The organism is Spiroplasma alleghenense (assembly GCF_003363775.1).
Taxonomy (GTDB): Bacteria; Bacillota_I; Bacilli_A; order Mycoplasmatales; family Mycoplasmataceae; genus Spiroplasma_B; species Spiroplasma_B alleghenense.
Genome location: NZ_CP031376.1, coordinates 158,484 through 180,993 on the forward strand (window position 1 = coordinate 158,484; position 22,510 = coordinate 180,993).

Annotated in this window: 19 protein-coding genes and 10 tRNA genes; 25 read left to right on the forward strand and 4 right to left on the reverse strand. The window is 29.5% G+C overall.

Features of this window, described 5'->3' with window-relative positions:
- Nucleotides 1-28: 28 nt before the first annotated feature.
- Both SALLE_RS00725 and SALLE_RS00730 read right to left on the reverse strand, forming a co-directional pair.
- Nucleotides 29-499 carry a hypothetical protein gene (locus tag SALLE_RS00725; RefSeq protein ID WP_162807914.1) on the reverse strand — a complete coding sequence of 157 codons (471 nt, stop codon included), beginning with the start codon at nt 497-499 and terminating at the stop codon, nt 29-31.
- Between the two features lie 198 nt (nt 500-697).
- Complete coding sequence (locus tag SALLE_RS00730) at nt 698-1,456, reverse strand: hypothetical protein (RefSeq protein ID WP_115557740.1); 759 nt, start codon at nt 1,454-1,456, stop codon at nt 698-700.
- Between the two features lie 343 nt (nt 1,457-1,799).
- On the opposite strand from SALLE_RS00730, the gene SALLE_RS00735 reads away from it, so the two are divergent.
- The 6 genes from SALLE_RS00735 (at nt 1,800) to SALLE_RS00760 (ending at nt 7,813) form a co-directional block, all read left to right on the forward strand.
- On the forward strand, nt 1,800-2,666 hold the full coding sequence (locus SALLE_RS00735; protein ID WP_115557741.1) for an ROK family protein: 867 nt from the start codon (nt 1,800-1,802) through the stop codon (nt 2,664-2,666).
- Nucleotide 2,667: 1 nt separating this feature from the next.
- On the forward strand, nt 2,668-4,080 hold the full coding sequence (locus SALLE_RS00740) for a glycoside hydrolase family 1 protein (RefSeq protein WP_115557742.1): 1,413 nt from the start codon (nt 2,668-2,670) through the stop codon (nt 4,078-4,080).
- Between the two features lie 56 nt (nt 4,081-4,136).
- Nucleotides 4,137-4,838, forward strand: coding sequence for a hypothetical protein (locus tag SALLE_RS00745; RefSeq protein WP_115557743.1), 702 nt, complete (start codon nt 4,137-4,139; stop codon nt 4,836-4,838).
- A 130-nt stretch (nt 4,839-4,968) separates the two neighbouring features.
- Nucleotides 4,969-6,579 carry an ABC transporter ATP-binding protein/permease gene (locus SALLE_RS05925; protein WP_162807915.1) on the forward strand — a complete coding sequence of 537 codons (1,611 nt, stop codon included), beginning with the start codon at nt 4,969-4,971 and terminating at the stop codon, nt 6,577-6,579.
- A gap of 81 nt (nt 6,580-6,660) precedes the next feature.
- The gene (locus SALLE_RS00755; RefSeq protein ID WP_115557744.1) at nt 6,661-7,053 is read left to right on the forward strand and encodes a hypothetical protein; all 393 of its coding nucleotides are present in this window, start codon (nt 6,661-6,663) and stop codon (nt 7,051-7,053) included.
- A 16-nt stretch (nt 7,054-7,069) separates the two neighbouring features.
- On the forward strand, nt 7,070-7,813 hold the full coding sequence (locus tag SALLE_RS00760; protein ID WP_115557745.1) for a B3/B4 domain-containing protein: 744 nt from the start codon (nt 7,070-7,072) through the stop codon (nt 7,811-7,813).
- On the opposite strand, the gene SALLE_RS00765 is transcribed toward SALLE_RS00760, so the two are convergent.
- Both SALLE_RS00765 and SALLE_RS00770 read right to left on the reverse strand, forming a co-directional pair.
- Nucleotides 7,808-8,719, reverse strand: a complete 912-nt coding sequence (locus tag SALLE_RS00765) for an IS3 family transposase (RefSeq protein WP_218936937.1) — start codon at nt 8,717-8,719, stop codon at nt 7,808-7,810. The two genes, SALLE_RS00760 and SALLE_RS00765, sit on opposite strands and share 6 nt — an antisense overlap.
- Nucleotides 8,665-9,030, reverse strand: coding sequence for a helix-turn-helix domain-containing protein (locus tag SALLE_RS00770; protein WP_115557738.1), 366 nt, complete (start codon nt 9,028-9,030; stop codon nt 8,665-8,667). The genes SALLE_RS00765 and SALLE_RS00770 overlap by 55 nt, the downstream gene beginning before the upstream one ends.
- 359 nt (nt 9,031-9,389) lie before the next feature.
- Here SALLE_RS00770 and SALLE_RS00775 point away from each other — a divergent pair, with 359 nt between their 5' ends.
- The 19 genes from SALLE_RS00775 to SALLE_RS00860 all read left to right on the forward strand — a co-directional run bounded on the left by SALLE_RS00775 (nt 9,390) and on the right by SALLE_RS00860 (nt 22,501).
- Complete coding sequence (locus tag SALLE_RS00775) at nt 9,390-11,183, forward strand: lipoprotein (RefSeq protein WP_115557746.1); 1,794 nt, start codon at nt 9,390-9,392, stop codon at nt 11,181-11,183.
- Between the two features lie 282 nt (nt 11,184-11,465).
- Nucleotides 11,466-11,603 carry a hypothetical protein gene (locus SALLE_RS05930; protein ID WP_162807916.1) on the forward strand — a complete coding sequence of 46 codons (138 nt, stop codon included), beginning with the start codon at nt 11,466-11,468 and terminating at the stop codon, nt 11,601-11,603.
- 60 nt (nt 11,604-11,663) lie between these two features.
- The gene (gene potA, locus SALLE_RS00780) at nt 11,664-12,719 is read left to right on the forward strand and encodes a spermidine/putrescine ABC transporter ATP-binding protein (RefSeq protein ID WP_115557747.1); all 1,056 of its coding nucleotides are present in this window, start codon (nt 11,664-11,666) and stop codon (nt 12,717-12,719) included.
- Nucleotides 12,719-13,729 (forward strand): spermidine/putrescine ABC transporter permease, encoded by a 1,011-nt coding sequence (potB, locus tag SALLE_RS00785; protein ID WP_115557748.1) that lies wholly within the window; start codon nt 12,719-12,721, stop codon nt 13,727-13,729. The genes potA and potB overlap by 1 nt, the downstream gene beginning before the upstream one ends.
- On the forward strand, nt 13,693-16,764 hold the full coding sequence (gene potCD / locus SALLE_RS00790) for a spermidine/putrescine ABC transporter permease/substrate-binding protein (RefSeq protein WP_115557749.1): 3,072 nt from the start codon (nt 13,693-13,695) through the stop codon (nt 16,762-16,764). Before potB ends, potCD begins: the two co-directional genes overlap by 37 nt.
- 208 nt (nt 16,765-16,972) lie before the next feature.
- Entirely contained in the window at nt 16,973-18,787 is a 1,815-nt protein-coding gene (locus SALLE_RS00795; protein WP_115557750.1) for a lipoprotein, read from the forward strand.
- Between the two features lie 138 nt (nt 18,788-18,925).
- A tRNA-Cys gene (locus SALLE_RS00800) sits at nt 18,926-19,000 on the forward strand.
- Nucleotides 19,001-19,166: 166 nt separating this feature from the next.
- A tRNA-Arg gene (locus SALLE_RS00805) sits at nt 19,167-19,243 on the forward strand.
- 51 nt (nt 19,244-19,294) lie between these two features.
- A tRNA-Pro gene (locus tag SALLE_RS00810) sits at nt 19,295-19,371 on the forward strand.
- A 17-nt stretch (nt 19,372-19,388) separates the two neighbouring features.
- Nucleotides 19,389-19,464, forward strand: a tRNA-Ala gene (locus tag SALLE_RS00815).
- Between the two features lie 16 nt (nt 19,465-19,480).
- Nucleotides 19,481-19,557: transfer RNA gene (locus SALLE_RS00820), tRNA-Met, on the forward strand.
- Nucleotides 19,558-19,568: 11 nt separating this feature from the next.
- Nucleotides 19,569-19,645 (forward strand) — tRNA-Ile (locus tag SALLE_RS00825).
- 51 nt (nt 19,646-19,696) lie between these two features.
- Nucleotides 19,697-19,789, forward strand: a tRNA-Ser gene (locus SALLE_RS00830).
- A 15-nt stretch (nt 19,790-19,804) separates the two neighbouring features.
- Nucleotides 19,805-19,880 (forward strand) — tRNA-Met (locus SALLE_RS00835).
- A gap of 2 nt (nt 19,881-19,882) precedes the next feature.
- A tRNA-Asp gene (locus SALLE_RS00840) sits at nt 19,883-19,959 on the forward strand.
- A gap of 6 nt (nt 19,960-19,965) precedes the next feature.
- Nucleotides 19,966-20,041 (forward strand) — tRNA-Phe (locus SALLE_RS00845).
- 84 nt (nt 20,042-20,125) lie between these two features.
- Complete coding sequence (locus SALLE_RS00850; RefSeq protein WP_115557751.1) at nt 20,126-20,851, forward strand: hypothetical protein; 726 nt, start codon at nt 20,126-20,128, stop codon at nt 20,849-20,851.
- A gap of 79 nt (nt 20,852-20,930) precedes the next feature.
- On the forward strand, nt 20,931-21,677 hold the full coding sequence (gene tpiA / locus SALLE_RS00855) for a triose-phosphate isomerase (protein WP_115557752.1): 747 nt from the start codon (nt 20,931-20,933) through the stop codon (nt 21,675-21,677).
- Nucleotides 21,677-22,501, forward strand: a complete 825-nt coding sequence (locus SALLE_RS00860) for an HAD-IIB family hydrolase (RefSeq protein WP_115557753.1) — start codon at nt 21,677-21,679, stop codon at nt 22,499-22,501. The genes tpiA and SALLE_RS00860 overlap by 1 nt, the downstream gene beginning before the upstream one ends.
- The last annotated feature ends 9 nt before the right edge of the window (nt 22,502-22,510 follow it).

Sequence of the window (22,510 nt, forward strand, 5' to 3'; positions counted from 1 at the left end):
AAATTTTAATTAAATATTGTGTTCAAAATTACTTTTCTGAAAAATATTTTTTAGCAAAGTAATCAAAACAATTTAGTTGATTGGCATCGTCTATTTTTTTATGAATAAAAATTTCGATCTTTACCATATCACATGAAAAGTAGGTTAATGTTTTTCACTTGGTTTCATACTTTTTAAAAACAGATATGTTTCTTGATTTGAAATCCTGGAATTGTAATTCAAATTCTCTGTCTAAGTTGTGAATTGGTAAAACTAATTTATTATAATAGTCTTTCATTTCAGAATATTTTTCGAAGTCAAGCGATTTTGGTGCTCTAGAACGCAATACCGAAGGTATTTTAATGAATGAAAAGAATCATAAAAATTCTGTAGCTAATGCATAAATAAGTCATTCCGTAATTTTATAATCGTATTCTAACCATGCAAAAATTACAAAAGTAAACAAAGAACTAAAAAATATAAAGTAAAATATTAAAAATGAAGTTATATACTTTTTCATTTTAAAAATCCCGTCCCCCAGAGATACTCTAATTTTAAATTTTTCAAATTTAACCTCAAAATTTTCTGAACACGAAATAATAGAATTGGTAATTCTATTTGAAATTCAGAAAAAAATAAAAAATAAAAGAAATGTTAGAAATAGTCAAATAATTTTAATTAACAAAGTCATTATTAAGCATTCCTTTCGATAAAATATTTATATAAATTTACCAATTAAATATCCTAAGCTCTTCATTATCACTAAGCCTGCAGTTGCTGGATTATATAAAATTGATGCAGCTCCTAGAACCGTTGTAACTGTGTTTATCGCTCCATTGATAATTATTAAGGCACCTTCCTTTTTTGTCATTTCTCCATTTTCCAAAAGATTTATTGACTTATCAAGATCAACTAAAAATTTTCCCATTCCAATGGCGGTCGCAGCTGCAGCCCCCGCATAGTGAAGCGTGGCCCCAAAACTTCATATTCCCGCAATACCTAGTCCGGCTCCAACTACCGAAGCTGCAGCAATCATTCCCACAATTACTGGTCTATTATTCTTTAAAGTTTCTAGTAACTCATCGTAATCTGAACTACTTCTCAAATATTTGATATTTTCATAATTTTGTTTCGGCAGTTTTTCTATATTATTAAAAATTTCTGTGTAATTATTGCGAAAATCTTCGTTTGATTCTAAAAGGTATTTAGGAATTTCTTCAATATCTAAATTTAAACCTTTTATATTATCGTAAACTTGATTAATTGAATCTTTTGCAATTTTTGCAATTTTTTCATTTTGGAATTTGACATCATTTTCCACAATTTGTTGAAAAATTAAATCTATTGCATCTTTTAATTCCCCATACCCCTTATTTAATAAAATGGTATCTTGTTTATTTTCTAATCTGAATTTTGATAAGTTAATAGCTGGTGTAGCACACAATAAGAATGAGGTTAATAAAATAATTTTTTTCATAAAATCTCCTTTAAGCAACCTGCTTTAAAATTATTTTTACGATTATTATTTTACTCGGTCAAATAAATAAACTCTGTAGGTATTTATTTTCTGATTTTATATTTCTATCATACATAATGTCTGATTTTCATTATTTAAATTCGCTCCACCTAACCTTAGGTAAATCATAGTACTTATATTTTAGAAGGCAAGAGTAAATAAAAATATATTTAAAAATATTTGCTATTTTTAAATAATGATTTAAGCAAATTAAATAATCTCTTTTTTCGGAATTTTATTCTTAATTTCTCGATTTTAATTGTTGTAGAATTTATGAAGCGTACAATTGTTTTGAGGTGAATATATGAATTATGTATTTGATATTGGGGGCATGTCTACCAAGTATGAGATTTATGATAAAAAAACAAAAGTAAAAGAAGGTAATGTTGTTTATAAAAAATTTATAGATGAAAAGGAAATTCAAGCAATAATCAATCAGATTATTGTTGAAAATAAAACCGACTTTAAAGTCGGTGCAATAGCAATTTCTTCACCAGGAATAATAAATCCTGAAACGGGGGAAATTTCGGGACTTGCGGCAATTGAAAATTACCACTTAGTCAACTGAAAAAAAGAACTTTCAAAATGAACAGACAAAGTTTATGTAGAAAATGATGCAAATTGTGCAGCACTGGCTGAATTATTTAGCGGTAATGCTCAAAAAGTTAATAATGCAATATTTTTAATTGTGGGTACCGGAATCGGTGGGAGTGTGATAATAAATAAAAAATTATTTCGAGGCAGCCATTTGCAAGCGGGAGAAATTGGGTGTAATTTAGAATTTATTGAAAATAAAGAATTTAAAAACAGTTCAACCCAATGTTCTACTAATGCCTTAATTAATTTTTATGAAAAACTAACTAAAAATAAAATTACTGGTGAGGAAATTTTGGAAAAATATCATGAAGATGGTAATGCTAAAAAAGCAGTAGATCAAATGGTTTTTAACTTGTCAAAATTAATTATGAATTCTAGTTTTTTAATAGACCCACAGCTAGTATTGATTGGTGGGGGAATAAGTAAAAATAATTTATTTATTGCATTGCTTATAAAGCAAATTGATGAGCTATATAAACTCACTGAGCTAAAACGTCAGTTTGAGATAAAATCGTGTTATTATTATAATGAAGCCAATTTAATTGGGGCACTTTCGTTAATAGAGGAGAAATAAAATGAAACTAAAATTTCCAAAAAATTTTTTATGAGGAACGGCTACATCCGGACCACAATCGGAGGGAACAAAGGATAAACCTCATTTAAATGTAATGGATAAATGGTTTGAACTAAAGCCAGAAGATTTCCACAACCAAGTTGGACCAACAATTGCTTGTGATACTTACCAAAGATATGAAGAAGACATTGAAATTATGAAGTCATTAAATTTAAACAGTTTTAGAACTTCGATCCAATGATCGCGATTTATTGACAATTTAGAAACTGGGTCAATAAACCAAAAGGCTTTGAGTTACTACCGTGACTACTTTTCAAAACTAAAACAAGCAGGAATAAAATTGATGGTAAACTTATACCATTTTGATATGCCTTGAGAATTACAAGAAATTGGGGGATTTGGAAATAAAAAAGTCACTGACTTATTTGCTTTGTATGCTAAAAAATGTTTTGAGTCATTTGGTGACTTAGTTGATATGTGATCGACTATGAATGAGCCTATTGTTCCAGTTGAAGCGCAATACCTTTATAAATGATGATATCCTTACATCAGCGATTATAAACTTGCAGCCCAAGTAGGTTACAATACAATCTTAGCTCATGCTAAGGCAGTTAATGAATTTAAAAAAATTTTTAACGCTGATAAGAAAAAAGAAATAACTGTGGTTTTAAATTTAACACCAAGTTATTCAAAAGATAATCAAGTTGAAAATATAAAAGCAGCTAAAATAAGTGATGCTTTCTTCAACAAATCAATGTTAGATGCCGCAGTTAATGGAGAGTTCAACATGGAATTTGTTGAGCTTTTAAAAGCTGATAATGTTTTACCAGAATATTCTTTTGAAGAACTAAAAATTATTAGTGAGAATAAAATTGACTTTTTAGCTGTTAATTATTACCAACCTAGAAGAATTCAAGCTTTGTCAAAACCTTATACTGGTGAAAATATGCCAGACAAATATTTTGAAACTTATGATTGAAAAGAAAAACGCATCAATCCACATCGTGGATGAGAAATTCACCCAGAAACAATCTACAACATCGCTATGGACATTAAAAATAATTACAACAACATTAAATGATTTATTTCAGAAAACGGAATGGGTGTTGAAGGTGAAGAAAAATTCTTAAATGCTAGTGGGGAAATTCAAGATGATTATCGAATTGAATTTATTCAAGAACATTTATACTGATTGCACAAAGCTATTAACGAAGGGTCAAACTGTTTTGGTTATCAAATGTGAACATTTATAGATTGTTGAAGTTGAGCCAATTCATTTAAGAATCGTTACGGATTTGTAGCACTGGATTTAAAAAATCAAAATCGAACAATTAAAAAATCAGGGCACTGAATCAAAGAATGCATTGCCAAAAATGAATTTGAAATTGATGAAAACTTAGTAGCAAAATACTAAGTTTTTTCTTTTTTTAATTCATAAAATAATATATAATCTTTTAAAAGGTAAGAGAAATGAAAAAAAATATTTTTAAAAAAATAAATATCAATAAAATTTTTTATATTTTTTTTGCACTTTTACATTTAATTATTTTTTTAACAACAATTTTTAATGTATTGAACCCTAACCAAGAAACAATTTTTATTGTTCAAGTATCCTTTAGCATATCTCTTATTCAGCTTTTGTTATTATTCTTGGTTTTTCAATCACTTAAATTAGTAAATAATAGAAAAAGCTTTTTAGCAAAAATTGACTCTCATAATTGATATAAAAAACACAAACCAGAAGAAGTCCAAAATATTATTAAAATAATTTTGCCATCACTTTTTATCCTACAAGGTGAGACCGCTGCCATCATTAACGAAATCATTAAGGATACATTTTTTGCTGCCGTTTACTCTCTTCTTATGATAGTTTTTATTCTGATGTTTTTTTTCACATCTATGATTATTTTGGTTTCATTTAAGGACTTGAAAAAAAATTATATAATTAAACGTATCATTAAAGTAATAAGAAGAGTTAAAAATAATTTAGTATCTCAATTTAAAGTTACTAATTTAAAAATTATTGAATTGGAAAATGAAAATTTGTACAATCAAGAAATTAAAAATATATTTTTTGAAAATAAAAATTTTGATTTAATCATAATAAACGATAAGAAAAGTGAAATACTTAATTTAGAAAAGAAGTATTTGGACTTTAGAACATTTAATTAATAACAAATTTTAGTAATATAATCGCTAAAACTTTTTAGTTTGCGTTAAAAACTAGAGTGTGTTATTAATGTGTAATTATAAAATTTTAATTTTATTAATATATTTTTAGCATGCTCAATTAAGGAGCATAATGAAAGAAAAAATAAAAAATACTCAAGAAATTTTAAACAGTCTTGACACAATTATAGAATTAAAAAATGTAGAAAAAAAATATGGAAGTAAAACTATATTTGAGTCTATAAATTTAAAAATTAATGCCAGTGATCGCATTGGAGTAATTGGACCCAATGGTGCTGGTAAGTCCACAATTAGTGAAATAATTGGAGGGACTAAAAAACCAACATCAGGAAAAGTTGAAAGAAAATCTGATTTGATAATGGGTTTTCAATTTCAAACTACAGCATATCCGGTTGGAATAACAGTTTTGGATATGATTAAATATTATTTAGAAGTATTTAATGTTCCGATGACCGAAGAACAACTAGATGTAACTTTAAAAAGGTATCAAATCTTTAAATTTAAAAATCGTACTTTAGAAAGGCTTTCGGGGGGACAACAGCAATTAGTAAATATATTACTTTGCCTAATTCATAACCCAGACTTTGTAATTCTTGATGAGATTTCTACAGGATTGGATATTGAAGTTCGTAGTGAAATATTCAATATCATTGAAGAAAATATTATCAAACCTGACAAGGGAATGCTTTTAGTAACTCACTTAATGAAGGAAATTGAAGATTTATGTAATAAATTTATTTATATAGATGATGGAAAAATTCAAGAGTCAGGATTAGTAAGTGACTTAATAAAAGAGTATGGCTCAGTTGAGAACTATACAATGAAAAAATTTATTGATTCAAAAAATAAAAATATTAAAAATGAAAAATTACCACTTAGAAAATTGGATGAAAAAAATCGCTTTAACAAAATAATAAATAGCGAAACCAAAAAAGGTAAAAACATTCCTTTAATTAAATTAATCTTAAAATATTATTATAAAGGGATGGCGGTGCCGTTTTTCTTGTTGGCATTCCCAATCATATTAATGTTCTTGGAGGGTTTTGCATTTAAGGAAATTTATGCGGATGCCAATAGTTTCGCCGCCGCTAATATAATAAAACAATTAACCACATCGGTTGCAACAGTTTGCATAATTATAGTTGGTATTTCTGTTCTGCCTCAAACTTTAATTGAGTTCAAAAATAGTGGGCTTATGAAACGAATTGGAGCGACTAATACTAGAGTTTTCAATTTCATGTTGTCAACAATTAGTATTTGTGTAATTTTTATGATTCTGACATTTTTTTGAACCATGCTTTGAAGTGGATTAATGTTTGGTTGAGAATTTGGGTGAGGTGAAATTTTAGAACCAAAAGATTGGTGATCATCATTTGGTTACTTAGTAATTATAATTTTGTCTTCAACTACTTTAGGAATTATGATTGCTAGCTTATTTAAATCAAGTTCCCCGACTTCTTATATTACAATTTCAAACATTATTTTCATACCAATAGCCTTTTTAAGCGGGTCATTTATTCCAATTAGTTTAATTGAAAAAAGTGATATCTTGAATCCAATTTCATATATAAATCCTTTTAAATATAGTATTACACCCTTGAATAAAGCGTGAATGGAAGGTGGAGAATTTAATTTAGAAAATCTTTACCAAATTTTTACTTCAATGTTGTTAATACTAATGTATTCATTAATAAGTTTCAAAAAAATGAATTGAGATAAATAATTTTACAAAAAATAGTCCTATACCAAATTATAGTTAATTACAATAATTTGGTATAATTAACTTATAGTCAGGACTAAAAAGATGAACGAAATTATACATACAATTATTGATCGTGCCTACATGATCAAATCAACAGCGGGAGCGCAAAAGCTAGTTGATGAGGCCAAAATTTATTGCTCAAGTTTAGGGTTAACTCATTTGAAGGAATTAAGTGATGATGAACAAAATACTACTCTAGAACTTATTTGAGTTTGAAACTTAGTTTATTCATTCTCAAGTTGATATTTGAAATTTATGACTGCTAAGGAAATGGAAGTTATTGATGATAATTTAAAAGATAAATTTTCAAAATCATTTGAAGTATTTACTTCAGGTGAAAACATTTTTGAAGCAAATCAAATCAAATTTAAACCTAACCCAGAAATGATTGAAGCGGCTAATAAGTTTGAATTAAAACTTATTACAATGAATTAATTAAAAGGACATAAAAATGAAAAAAATTATAGTTGAAAATCAGTTTTGAAACATATTTCCAGAAGCTAAAATAGCTATTATAACAATTCAAAACGTCGATAATTCAACGCAAACCGATACTGAATACTTTGTAAAAATGTTAGAAAAAGCAGTGAAAGAGTCTTTAAAGTTTACTCAAAATGAAAATTTTTCAGAAAATGAAGTTATCCAAAAATGAAGAAACGCTTATCAAAAATTTAAAACTAAAAAAGGGGCTCGCTCCTCAATAGAGGCATTGCTAAAAAGAGCTAAAAACAACAATCAAGTACATTCAATCAATCCTATGGTGGATTTTTACAACTGTATTTCAATGACCTATGGGGTTCCTTGTGGTGGTGAAGACGTTGATAAAATTAAGGGAGACCTTCTCTTAACAACCGCTGTAGGTACTGAAGAATTTAAACCCCTAGGGTCATCAGAAAATGAGAGTCCATTTCTTGATGAAATAATTTACAAAGATGAAGCCGGGGCAATCTGTAGATGTCTCAATTGAAGAGAAGCGCAAAGAACAATGCTAACTGAAGATACCAAAAATGCAATTTTTGTGATCGAGGAAATTGATGCAAGTAAATCTAATATTGAAGTTGCAGCCAACGAACTTGGGAAATTGTTTCAAGAGTTTTTTAAAGTTATACCAAAAGTCGCCTTTTTAGATAAAAATAATCCTGAGACCGATTGAACTTATTCTGTCAAGTATAGAATAAGTTTTTTTATTCTATAAGGTACTCCATGCTTGTCATGGAGTTTTTTCGTGCTTAATCATGACTCTATTAAAGTTATAAAAATTAATGTAGTCTATGAAATTATTATACACCTCTGAGTAGGTTTTAAAATTTTTCCTAAACCACTCTGTTTTATAGCAAGCGAAAAAGGACTCAGCAACAGCGTTATCAACGGAATTACCGGGCCTGCTCAGCGAAATTTTTATATTATTTTTACTACAATATATTTCAACAGCGTCACTGGTATATTGAAATCCGTTATCAGAATGGATTATTATATTTTTATCAAAATCAAAATAACTCTCAGCCATTTTCAATGTTTTTAAATAGATTTTGTTGTCATTCCTTAAAGAAACATCATATCCAACAATAAACCCAGTGCTCACGTCTTTCAAAATACTAAGATAGGCAAATCTGTTATTTGAAAATGGCAAAAAAGAAACATCGGTTACAAAAAGTTCGCCCTTACTATATTTATTTCATTTTCGATTTACAATATTTTCGTGTTTTCTGTTTTTTAAAATTTTTACTTCTTTTGGTTTGCGTTTCTTTTTGATTCTTGTCTTGGATTTTATCCCTAATTCTTGCATATAACGATATACTTTTTTGCCTGAAACAGAAATATTATATTGGTTTTTTAAAACAATTCTTATCCTTGGATATCCATAAATTTCTTTGTATTGTTGAAAAATACTTTCAATTAAATCTAAAAGTTCTTGATCAATTTTGTAATTAAAGTTTGGTCGATTATTTTTAACTCAGCGATAATAGCTTGATTGAGTTGTTTTTAAAATTTTGCAGATAAAAGATACCGGTCATAATTTTCTCTGAGTGTCAATTGACTGATATTTTATTTGTTGTTTTTTTCTAAATCCTCCAGGTATTGATTGAACTTCTTTAGAAATTCGTTTTCCATTTCAAGTTCCTTATTTTTCTTTTTCAAACGATGTAATTCATAACTTAATTTATCTCGCTTAGACGGCGCTCCAATTCTACTAATACCTGCAGTTTGTCCTTTTCTAGATGATATTCTCTTTAAATACTCTTCCCCAAACTGCTCGTATCCCAAAGCTCATTTTCGAGCTGCCGAGTATGAGACATTGTATTTAGCTGCTAATTTTTTTCAACTTTGTTGATTTTGCAATCAATCATGCGCGATTTCTAACTTTTTATCAAAAGAAGTCATGTGACTTTTATTTCCTTTTAAATTGGCCATTTAAAAAACCTCCTATGCAAAGAGTTTACTAGAATAATTTTTTTATTCTACCTCTATACATAAGAGATTATATTCAATCCTGAGACCGATATTTTTTAATTTAATAAAAAATAATAAACCTTAAAATTAGGAATAATTTTCCCAATATATAACAGGAAAACCAACCTTAAGTTTAATAAACCAAAATAGTATTGTACAATTTTATATTTGTACAATACTATTTTTGGTTTTGTTTAATTTTCCTCTATTTTTTACTTAAATTTCTAATTATTTGAATCAACGATTTTCAACCCTAGTTGACTTTATATATATATATATATACTAGGTATAGATATATAAAATTATAAGGAGAAATAAAAATGAAGAAATTATTGAGTATATTAGCATCAACAGCAATGGTAATTACGATCCCAACAAGCGTAGTTTCTTGTAAAAAAAATAGAATAAATCCTGAAAACGAATTTGACTATAGAGCTTTACAACTAGAATTAAAAAATTCAGTTCAACAAATCTTTGAATCTAATTTAAAAAGTGATTTTGATAATTATTTTTTCGTATCAGAATCTAATGGTGGAGACAATGGTGTTGATTATCCATTTGATAATAGCAAACTTTGAATTATAGAAAACAAAGAGGCTATTGAAAAACTTGAAACCCCTGAATCAAAGGAAATTCAAAATAATATTAATCAAATTATTAGTTGAGAAAATGTTGAAGCTGAAATTAATAGTAAGATCATGACTGATGTTAATTTTAAGCCTGTATTAGTTAATGGAAAGTCACCGCTAGCTGACGGCTATTTTATTGACGCAATTGAAATTAAAGAACAGGGTGAAGACGGACCGATTTCGCTTTATATTAACATCGGAGCCAATTTTTATTTTTTAAATTCAAACGGTGAAGTCGAAGTCGAAACTTTGAACAATTTTAAAACCTCAATTACCATTACATGTGACGAAACGGATGCAGACTCGTTAAACAAAGTAAAAAATATCTACACAGACACCTTAAATACACAAGAAAATGCAAATAGCTTTATATACAGAAGTGACAAAGGTAACTTACAAAACACCGCTGATGCAATTAGGGAAAAAGCTCCCGATAACAGCGTCTACAATCAATTTGAATCTATTTTAAATTTCATTGATTTTGAGGATAAAGAAATCACCTTTAATAAAGAATATATAATAAGCCCAGTATATGAAAATATAATTGATTCTTCAGTAGATTCTGGAAATAGTAAATTCCGATTGCAAGGGGGTAACGTATCCTATGGTGTTGGTACGCCCACTTTAAAAAAAGCTGTGAGAGGTGACAAAGAAGCGGAAGAAAAATTCATTTCTGAAGTTAGCAAAAACGGTTCAACATTTTATATTAATAATGTTAAATATAAGGTTGAAAATATTGAGGAAATGTCAGCAAAATATGAAGACTTTTCTGAAGTGATTAACTCATTTAATTTAGAATATAATTTAAAGAATAATTCTGCTTTTAAAAATAGCATAGAAAATTCTAATTTTAAACTTAACCCAGAAGAAGAGAGAAATTACATTGCGCTGTTTAGGGCCTCAATAAAAGGTATAACCTTTTCTCTTAATGGCTTTGAATATGATTTACCCGAAGAACAAATCATTATTAAACAACTTCCAGAAAGTGAAAACACTAAAGTTTTATACAAAAAATTTGTTCAAGATGCATTTGATTTTATCAAAACATTTTTTGGTTTTAGTCAAGAATGATCTATTGAAGATAACTGAGACTATTTTTACTATCTTAAAAAACCTGAATCTTGAAAAGATATTGAACCAACCACGCCAATTTCAACCTCTTACGGATTAGATCAATTGTTTGAGGCGAACCCAGAAGCAACTAAATATCTTGAAACACTGGACTTAACCATTGGTGTTAGTTTTGCGGAGAAGCAATTCTATAGACCTTTGAAGTGAATTTCTTTTAATGAAAATAATGATATATATTTTTATAATAATTTAACCGACAATATTTGACCTGCTAAATTAAGAGTTTGATACTTTTCATCAGCACTAACAAGCAATGACTTAAATAATAAAAATGATTTTTATTTTGGTGAGAGATATGATTATAGGATGATTAAAGTTAATGAATCTATATCTCCATATAAATTTAAAAATTAATCATGACTAATTAATAAATTTAAGTTTCATTACTAGAGTGTTACACCAAAAGTTGCATTTTTAGATAAAAATAATCCTGAAGCTGATATTTTTTAATTTAATAGAAAATAATGAACTATCAAATAAAAACTAATTCTCCAATATACAACTACGATAGAAGCAATTTTATCGTTCAGAATTGTATGTGAGGAGAATTTTTTATTTAAAATTAAATTACTAAAATCATTGTATTATTTTAAATAATTAATTAAAATAAACATAATGTGAAAGGCGGATGTCAAAATGTTTAAAAAATCATTAATTAATCTACAAGAACAGTACTTAATCACTCAATGATTATTTGTTTTTGCGTCTCGCTCAGAAGCTTTTGAGAAAGTGTTAGAAAACGAATCGCTCTCCGTATTAGCTAATTTAGCTTAATTAAAATACAAACTTAGTTTGTATAATTTTTTATTGTTTAATTAGTAAAGGAGAAATACGATGGAAAAAAACAGTATTCTTCAAATCCGAAATATAACAAAAGACTACGACGGAAAAGTCGTTTTAAAAGGGATTAGTTTAAATATTCACGAAGGAGAGTTCATAACCCTTCTGGGTCCAAGTGGATGTGGTAAAACTACAACTTTAAATATTATTGGAGGATTTGAAAAACCAAACTCGGGGGAAATTTTATTTGAAAATAAAAACCTTCTGGCTCTACCAATTAATAAAAGACAAATGAACACTATTTTTCAAGGTTACGCTTTGTTTCCTCATCTAGATGTTTTTGATAATGTGGCATATGGATTAAGAAATAAAAAAACTAAACCAGACATTATTGAAAAAGAAGTAATGGCGCACTTAAAACAAGTAGGATTGCTTGGTAGTGAAAATAAGAGAGTGGATGAACTTTCTGGAGGTCAAAAGCAACGTGTTGCGATTGCGCGTGCTTTGGTAATGAAACCAAAAATTTTGCTACTTGATGAACCAATGTCTGCTTTGGATGTTCACTTAAAGAAAATCATGCAAGCAGAATTAAAAAGATTGCAATTAGAGGTAGGAATTACTTTTATTTTAGTAACCCATGATCAAGAAGAGGCTCTAACCCTAAGTGATCGAGTTGTTGTAATGAATCAAGGAACAATTCAACAAGTTGGAACTCCAGAAGACATTTATAATGAACCAGAAAATAAATGAGTTGCTAAATTTATTGGAACTAGTAATGTCATTGAAAACGGAATTTTCATTAAAGACCGTAAAGTTAAAATTGATGGACAAGAATTTAGTTGTCAAGATAAAGGTTTTGGGGAAAACGATGAAAATATTGATATTGTCATCAGACCCGAAGATATTGATATTGAAACTCCAGAAAAAGGATTCTTTCAAGGCAAAGTTGAAAGCGTTATTTTTAAAGGGGTTTATTATGAGGTAATAGTTGCAACCAAATTTAGAAATTGGTTGATACACACAACAGACTTGATTGAAGATGGTTCAAAAGTTGGGATTCGTTGAAATGTTGAAGATATTCATGTTATGTGAAAAGAAATTGATAACTAATGGCAGATTTGAAAAATAAAAAATTAACTGAAGATACAATTCAAAAAGAAAATATTTTTGAAGAAATTGAAGCAGTTCATGATGAATTAAATTCAACCGATGATCCCAAATCAAGCAAACCTCCTGGAGTTTTTTACAAGTTAAAAAATTCTAACTTTATCGCAAAGACAAGTCAAAAAACTTGACCAATTTTATTACCGTTCATTATTGTTATGGTATTTTTAATTATATTACCTTTAATCGGAATAGTTGTTTATTCAATTATCCAACCCACAAACAATAGTTTAGTCTTTAAACTAAGTTTAGAAAATTTTGTAAAACTATTTAGTGATTCAAATATTATGATTGCGATGCTACTTTCGATTGCCTACGCTTTTGTAGCTGCTTTTTTCTGTGTTCTAATTGGTTATCCAATTGCCTATATTATGGCTCAACTGAAAAATAAAATGCTGGCAAAAAATGTCTGAGTTTTAGTAACGATGCCGATATGAATTAGTATGTTAATGAAGGTAATTGGTCTGCAAACAGTATTTTACATGTTGGCACCAACCGCGCTAGGAACTCCAATTGCAATTATAGTCGGAATGGTCTACATGTTTTTACCATTCTGTATTACCCCGATTTATAATTCTTTAGAAAGTATGGATCGCAGCCAATTGCTGGCAGCTAAGGATTTGGGAGCTAGTGATTCAAAAGCCTTTTTCCAATTCACTTTGCGCCAATCAATTCCAGGCGTTCTAGCCGGATTCACCTTAGTAATTATTCAAGCAGCAACTTCTTTGATTGTTGTAAGATACCTTGGAGATGGAAAAATTAATTTAATTTCTTCAATTATTGAATCATACTTTTTCAAGGGAAGTAATTTTGGATATGGAGCAGCTATCTCTGTTGTACTTGCAGCTTTAATAGGACTACTAATGCTTGTAATAAAATTAATTACTAATAAATTTGAGGGAGGAGGTTCTAATAAAAAATGAAAAAATTCTTTAAATCAAGTTATTTCGCAATAATAATGGCTTTTATTTATATTCCTATTATCGTCATGATTATTTATTCATTCAATTCAGGGAAAACTATTTCTCAATTTGATGGATGAAGTTTAAAATGATACGGGGAATTTTTTAAGAATAGCCCCTTCATAAAATCAATTATCACCTCATTGTTTGTCGCTATCGTCTCAACAACCATTTCAGTAATTATTGGAACACTAGCAGCAATTGGATTAAGTCGAGTTAATCGAACTACTCGTAATACTTGATTTTCGATAGCAAATATCCCTTTAGTGAATGCCGATGTTATTACAGCCGTTAGTTTAATGGTAGTTTTCATAATTGCTGGTTTAAAATTTGGAATAATGACGCTAATTGCTGCACATATTTCGTTTAACGTACCCTACGTTTTAATTACTGTAATGCCGCGCCTCAGAAAAATCGATCCCAAAGTTATTGATGCAAGTTATGACTTGGGAAGTAGTTCTCGTCAAACAATGTTTAAAATTGTTTTACCAATTCTAAGACCAGCCATAATTGCGGCGACTGCAATTGCTTTTGCAATGAGTTTTGATGATTTTATTATTTCTTACTTTACTGGGGGAGATCAAACTAACGTTTCAACTTTTATTTATACCGCCAAAAAAATTCAGCCGTACATAAATGCTTTTGGAACAATTCTGGTCGGAGTTATTGTTTTATCAATTTTGATTTGAAATACAATCACTTTTACTAAATCTCGCAATGATGAAATAAAAAAACAAATTAAAGAGGGTTATTACAAATCAAAACAAATTGATGACTTAAACCGTCAACTAACAATTTTGTACCAAGAATTAATTACAAATAAAACAATTAAAAAAAGCTGAAAACCAAGTTTGCGAATGAAAGCAATGCTCTTGAGAATTCAAATTAGGATTTTGGAAAACAAAAACTATAATGCCAAAATCTCAAAACTGGAATGAAAAAAAGAACTTGTAAATAATGAAATCAAATATGAGAAAAAACTTTTTGTAGCTTATGCAAAGTCTCAGGCCAAAATGAAATTATTAGAACAACAACTTTTAAAAAATTATAAAAGTCACCGTAAGGTTCGCTTTCAAAGTGCTATCATAAAGTTATCGAAACGTATTAAAAAATATGAAGCCGAAATTGAAGCTATCAACGAAAGAAACCAAAGTGATTTAGAGTGAATTAAAGAAATTGATGAAGAGATTTTGGAAATTCAAGCCGAATGAAATGCAACAAGTATGTTGTCTAAAAAAGAGAATTTGCAATATCGTAAAAAAATAAAAAAATTAGAAATAAAACGTGACGAACTAAGAGAAGGGCGTAACCAATTAAAATTACGTTTAATTTTAGAAAAACTAAAAGACTTGCAACTGCGTTCTCAAGAGCAAATTCAAGATTTAGTTGAAAAGCAAAAAGATTTAAGTAAATTATTGTTCTTACAAATCTCGTTAACAAAAAACATTGATGATAAAATTCAAAAAATTAACTCTAAGTCAGAAATTACAGAAGATGAACAAAAAAATCTGGATAATCTTTTAATTGAGAAAAACGAATTACTAGAACATCGTCGCGATATCATCAAAGATAAAATAATTGACATAGAAAATAAAATCGAAACAATTCAAATTAAAACCGATCAAAAAAGAGAGAAACTTTTCCCGGCTTTAAGTGATGGGGATATTATCGCTAGCCATAACAAGGGGTTCTTACAACGTTCTTGAAAAAGTTTGTTAGTATTTATTCTATTTGCTTCATCTTTTACATTATTAACAGTTGCTTATGTAAGAAATAATATTTACGACCTAGTTATTGGAAATTGAGGATCTTACATTAATCCGGAATTGATTTCTGAATTTGAGAAAAAACATAACGTAACAGTTAATTACCAGCAATTTGACTCAAATGAATCTTTATACAACAAACTTTATACTTTTAACTATGATATTATGGTTCCAAGTGATTACATGGTGCAAAGATTAGTAACTGAAGATAAACTTTTAGAACTTGACTACAATAGAATTAATCTTTTTGGAAGTTTTGAGGATCAAAATCAAGTTAAACACTATTTCAAAGATGTTGAGGGAAATGATATTACCGAAAACCCTAATGGTAAATATAATGTTAATTCAGAATTAATGAAATTGATGTTCGAATCAACAACTGAGGAAAATGATCCAAAAGAACATTTAAATGGTAATATTACCGATTATGCCATCCCGTACTTTTGGGGAGATTTAGTTGTTGTTGCTAATCCTAATGAAAAAGTTTTAAAATTCTTGGAGTCTCAAAATGTTAAGTATGAAAATCAACAAATTGATTCATCAAGTTTAAGTTGGGATATTTTTTGGCAGGCGGCTAATGCTGGTTTAAATGTTCGTCTTAATGAAGATGCTAAAAATATTTTTGCAATTGCTTCTGAAAAAATGTATGGAACTATTCAACCAAAACTAAATCAAATTGATGAAACTGTTAAAGAACTGAAAAAACTTATTTTAAAATCTAATGTTTCTTTACTTGGGGATAACTTAATTGAAAAAGTTGCCCTTGGAGATTTTGATTTAGCATTAATGTACAATGGGGACGCAATATATGCAAACCAAATTTACAACGGTGAAGCTGAATTAGAAGACGAAGATGAAATGTTTAGTTCTAGACCAAAAGTGGATGAAAAATTCTTCATTTACGGAAGACCCGGAATGACTCATGAAGAAGGTCATACCGAAGGAACTAACGTTTTCTCTGATAATATGGTTATTAATAAAGTAAACCGTAATATTGATTTATCATATGAATGAGTTAACTTTATGCTTGAAAAATCAGCTGATTTAACTGAATATGTAGGAATTACATCTCCAGTTCAAGAATCAATGGATGAAATGACCAATCCCGGAGGACCTTTTGAAAGCTATGAATTCCTTTATAAACCTCAAATTACTTTTGACCCAAATGCCAAAGGAACTGCCTTTAAATTCACAAAACAGGACGAAGCTTTAAGTAATAAAATTATTGATGCTTTTAATTCGCTAGTGGCGGGTAAAAATTAACTATTTTTTTAAACATCTTAAAAATATTTTTGGTAACTTTACTTGTTTCAAAATATTTTGGGATGTTTTTATTTTATTTAATAAAAAAGTAAAATAGTTTAAATTATTATTATAATAATATAAACACATATAAGTTTATGCTATAATTATCTAAATCTAAATGAGAAGCGTCTGCTGGGAGTTTTGATTTAAAAAAGGAGAAACAAATATGAAAAAATTATTGAGTATTTTAGCGGCAGCAACTATGACAGTATCTGCCCCACTAAGCGTAGTAGCTTGTAAAAAAACAGATAAAAATTTAGAGGAAACTGAATTTGATTACCAATTTTGAACAAATAAATTGATAAATGAGTTGAATCAAGTTGTTAATTCTGGTCTGCAAAAACAACTAGGTGATTTGTATTTTCAGCCCCAAAAGTTTTTTGAAAATAATAAATATATAAACTATGAAAATATTATGAAAATTCTAGATGGGGAAAGTAGCATGGATTTAAAATCCGAATCCATAGAATTTAAACAAATTGATTCTGAAATTAGGGAGTTTATTGATTGAAATGAAATTTTGAAATCTGTCAATGATAGAATTATTGGTGAAGTTAATTACAAAAACATTTTAGTAAATGGTCAAAATCCCCTAAAAAACGGTTTTGAAATAAGCGAGATAACTTTAACAGAAAAAGCTGCCGGAATTGTTATGATTAATTTTAAACTGGATGTCTCTGTACAATTAAGAGATGAATCTGGAAGTGCTTTTTTTCAAAAGATTGAATATAAGTCTACCATAGGAATTTTTACTGATGAGGCTTTAGTTGAAGAAATTAATAATGCAATCAGCGACTTTAATGAACAATTAAAATTGTCAGAAAATGCCAATAATTTTAGATTCACAAGTTCATCGGGAAACTTTGATGAGAATGCTGCACAATTTTCTCAAAGCGACCACGGAGTTCAAAAATCATTTTCTGAATTTCTAGAAAAATTTAATAACCAGCAATCTGGAAGTAGTTTTGGAAATCTACAAATTAATCAAAATCAAAATAAATACAATTTCCAAAAGAGTGCCTTTTTAAGTGCTTCGGTTGTTGAAAGTAGCGTAAGATCAAAATGATACTTAGAAGATAATTTAAACACAACTCTTAAAAAAGGCTTGGTCGAAGGAGGGGGCGCTCTATTAAATACAATTGACTTAACTTTGGACACAAATGATCGCTCTGATGCTGTTATGGGTTCTAGAGATACAATTCCTGAAAATGTGAAAAAAAACCTAACCTCAAATGATGCTTGAATGTTTAACCATTTATATATTAAAGAAAAAATTGATAAAAAAACTAATTTGAGCTTTGATCAAATTCTTACTGATTCAGACTCAGAATTTGATATTTCAACAAATGATCGAAGCGATAGTAAAGTAATAGCAATTTTCCCAACTGAAGTTCAAAGTTTGTCAATTAGTTTAAATCAAGAAGGTTCTGAACTGAAATTTGACATCCCTAACGTTAATGTTTTTATCAAACAAGAGATGAGAGAAGAAAATTCAAAAAAATTGATGACTCAATGACTAACATTAGCTTTAGAACTATTCAGAGAGATGTTTGGTTTTGAAAGTGGTGAAAATAACGGTAATAACAATGTTGCAATGAAACTTCCAGAATCTTTTAAAAATGAATTTGAGTTTAACAAAACTTATAGCTACCATGAATTGATTGAAGGTGTATACAACGAGGCTGTTGAAAGAATTAAAACTAGATTTCCTGAGGCAAATTATGAATTAATCAGCGGATTCTACCAAAGTCTAAATCTAGATACAGGTAATGCTGACAAATTTCGAGTTGCTGATACAAATAATAACCTTTATTATATGAACACAAGTGGTGACACAGTTGCCTATCGCCAGGGTTTATCACCTAATTTAAAGTCTGTTTTTTGGCAAAAAAAACACAAGCACAATAGAAAAAAATGAATTGACATTTTTATTTATTGGCGGAGTAGCAGATACAATTCAGCCTGAATTTGGCATTGATAAAACTAATATAGTTATTTATAATACAGGGAAATAATTCTCTAAATTGTTCCGAAAACATTTTAAAACACATCTTTGATTGCGAAATGTAATGATTTTTGAGAAATTAACGATTATTTTAGTATAATAATATTTGGTAATGGTGGTATAGCCAAGAGGCTAAGGCGTGGGACTGCAACTCCCTGATCACCGGTTCGACTCCGGTTACCACCTCCAAATGAAAATTAAGAAGCACGAAAGTGCTTTTTTTAATAAATTGATAAAATTTTCAAAAAAATATAGATATTTTGTTATAATAAATAAGTCGCCATAATTGCAAAAAATTAAAAATTTCTTGTAATTATGCGTTGACTTGTAATATAATATCATAGGTATGTTTAATGCGCCCGTAGATCAATTGGATAGATCGTTTGACTACGGATCAAAAGGTTAGGGGTTCGAGTCCCTTCGGGCGCGCCATTTTAAACCCAAAACATGTGATTTCTAATGGACGGATCATGTGTTAAATACCGGGAAGTGGCTCAGTTTGGTAGAGCATTCGGTTTGGGACCGAAGGGTCGCAGGTTCAAATCCTGTCTTCCCGACCATTTATTATTTTATTTTTGGGCCCTTAGCTCAGCTGGGAGAGCACCTGCCTTGCACGCAGGGGGTCGACGGTTCGATCCCGTTAGGGTCCACCATTTTTATTTTTTTTACGGCGGGGTAGCTCAGTTGGTTAGAGCGTTCGGCTCATACCCGAAAGGTCAGGAGTTCAAGTCTCCTCCCCGCTACCATATTTAATTTTGGACCTTTAGCTCAGTTGGTTAGAGCATCCGGCTCATAACCGGACGGTCATTGGTTCAAGTCCAATAAGGTCCACCATGATTAGCTTAAAAAGGCGGATTGTGAAGGACCCAAAATACAACTTTTTGTGGAAGATTACCCAAGCCTGGCTGAAGGGGTCGGTCTTGAAAACCGAGAGTCGGGGAAACCCGAGCGGGGGTTCGAATCCCTCATCTTCCGCCATTTTTATATTATTATCGCGGGGTGGAGCAGTTGGTAGCTCGTCGGGCTCATAACCCGAAGGTCGCAGGTTCAAGTCCTGCCCCCGCAACCAATGGCCCCATAGCGAAGTTGGTTATCGCGCCTCCCTGTCACGGAGGAGATCACGAGTTCGAGTCTCGTTGGGGTCGCCATCATATGGTTTTGTAGCTCAGTCGGTAGAGCAATTGATTGAAGCTCAATGTGTCGGCGGTTCAATTCCGTCCAAAACCACCATTTAAGTAACTTAGAGATGCGCAGCATCTTTTTTTTGTTTAAAAGTAGTTTATAATTATATTTAAGTGATAAAGCGGGGGCATTATGTTTTTAAAAAAATCATTAAATTCTAATTTTATTTTAAACCGCGGTGAGTGACTGGCTTATTTTGACGAAAATAACGTTTTAAACAAGTCAAAGTTATCAATCCGCAGAAGTGGAAGAAAAATTAAAAATTACGAAAATTTCATTCTTTTTAAAAGATGAATATTATGAAGATGAATTACGAAAAACTTCACTTTCGATGAAAAATTTATTAATGGTTTTTTTAAACTCGTAAGGAAAATGGACATCTCGTTGACATCTGAAGAAAATAGATTTATTTTTAATGTACAAGAAATTTATTTCAACAGTTGAAGACCACTAAAAGAACTTCCGGTTCGTTTCCAAATAGAACCAAAGGAATTAATTAATTTTAAAGAGAGTTCTGTTAATGTCCATAAGCTTGTTAACAAGGACGGAAAGGTAAAAGCGGAATTTGAAAATAATTATGATTTATACTTTTCTTTTAAAAATATTTATTTTTGCGATTCAGAACAAAAATTTATCAAAAAAGTAGATTTAAAAAAAATTAGTAAAATTGAGCTTAAACATTTTGGAGTAATAATTACAATTTCTGGTCAAGAATATTTATTTAGGGGAGCAAATAAACTTTTGGTTTATTCAATTCTTCAAAGGGTGATGCCAACATATGTTGAGCCATTAAATAAGTTTCCTGACTTATATGGTTACTTTGACTTCTGGTCAAAAATTCAACAAAATATACTATAATAATTTTCTATACCTCTCTTTAAGAAGTTGTTTAGAAGTGTTATAATTTTTTGGTAATAGAAAAAAGGAGAAACTCATTATGAGAAAAAAAATTATTATTGGTAACTGAAAAATGTATAAAACTAATTCAGAAGCCCTAGAATTTATTAAGGCGGTTGACAGCAAAATTGTTAAAAACCCAGACTTAATTGCAGGAATTGGTGTGCCATTTACTGCTTTAAGTGATGCGGCAAAAGTGGCTAAAAATTTAGTTATTGCAGCTGAAAATGTTCACTTCGAAAAAGAAGGTGCATTTACGGGGGAAATTTCAATTCCAATGCTAAAAGACATCAATGTTAAATATGTAATTATTGGTCACTCAGAACGTCGTGAAATGTTCAATGAAACTGATGAAACTGTAAACAAAAAAGCAAAAGCTTTGTTAGAAAATAATATGGTCCCAGTTTTATGTTGTGGAGAATCACTAGAAATTTTTGAAGCTAAAAAAACTAAATCATGAGTTGAAAACCAAATTACAAAAGGTTTTGCAAACATTAGTGCTGAAGATGCTAAAAAAGTTGTTATTGCTTATGAACCAATCTGAGCAATTGGAACAGGAAAAGTTGCAACTCCAGAAATTGCTCAAGAAGTATGTAAAGTAGTTCGTGAAAAAATTGCAAGTCTATATAATCAAGATGTTGCAAACGAAATTTTAATTCAATATGGTGGAAGTGTAAAGCCTGAAAATATTAAAGAAATTTTAAGTCAAGCAGATATAGATGGAGCGCTAGTTGGAGGGGCTTCTCTAATTCCTGATTCATATTTAGGATTAGTAAACTATAAATAATGCCAGAAATTAAATTATTAGCTTTGGACATGGATGGCACAAGTTATGAGCCAATGGGTGAAATTGTTTTAGAAAATAAAGAAGCAATTATAAATGTTATTGAAAAAGAGATTCCTGTTGTATTTATAACTGGTCGTCCGATTAATAGTCCCAAAAATAAACTATTAGAAAATGGCTTTTTATCTAAAAATACTATAATGGCTGGATTTAACGGTGCCTGCATCTTTGATGTAAAAACTCAAAAAGTAATTGCTTCAAATCCCATTTCAAAAGACATCGTAAACCAAGCATTTAAGTTAACATTAAAAGATGAATATCGCGATGTAATCATTTGAGGTTATAGTACTGATTTTGACGAGTCGGTGATAAATAATTTAAAAACAAATAGTAAAGAAATTATTAAAGAACAAAACTTCTTTACGGGCAATTTTGTTAATTTTGAAGACCTTTCAAAACCTTATGATAAAGACTGTTACAAGTTTTTAATTTTCAATTTTGAAGATTCTTTTATTGAAGAACTTAAAAAGATGGGACTAGAAACCGCTATTAATGCAACTCATACAGCTTGTGAAGTCACTGCTTCAAAAATAAATAAAAAATATGCAATTCAAGAAATTGAAAAATTATTAAAAATTGATGCTAAAGATATTATGGCAATGGGAGATGGAACTAATGATATTCCGATGATGGAATATGTTGGATTTCCGGTTTCTTTTACAAACTGTGTTGATGAGGTTAAGAAAATTTCAAAAGCTCATATCGACTTAGATTGATCACAAGGTGCCGTGGCAAAAGCAATTAATAAATTTATATTAAACAAATAATTAGGAGAA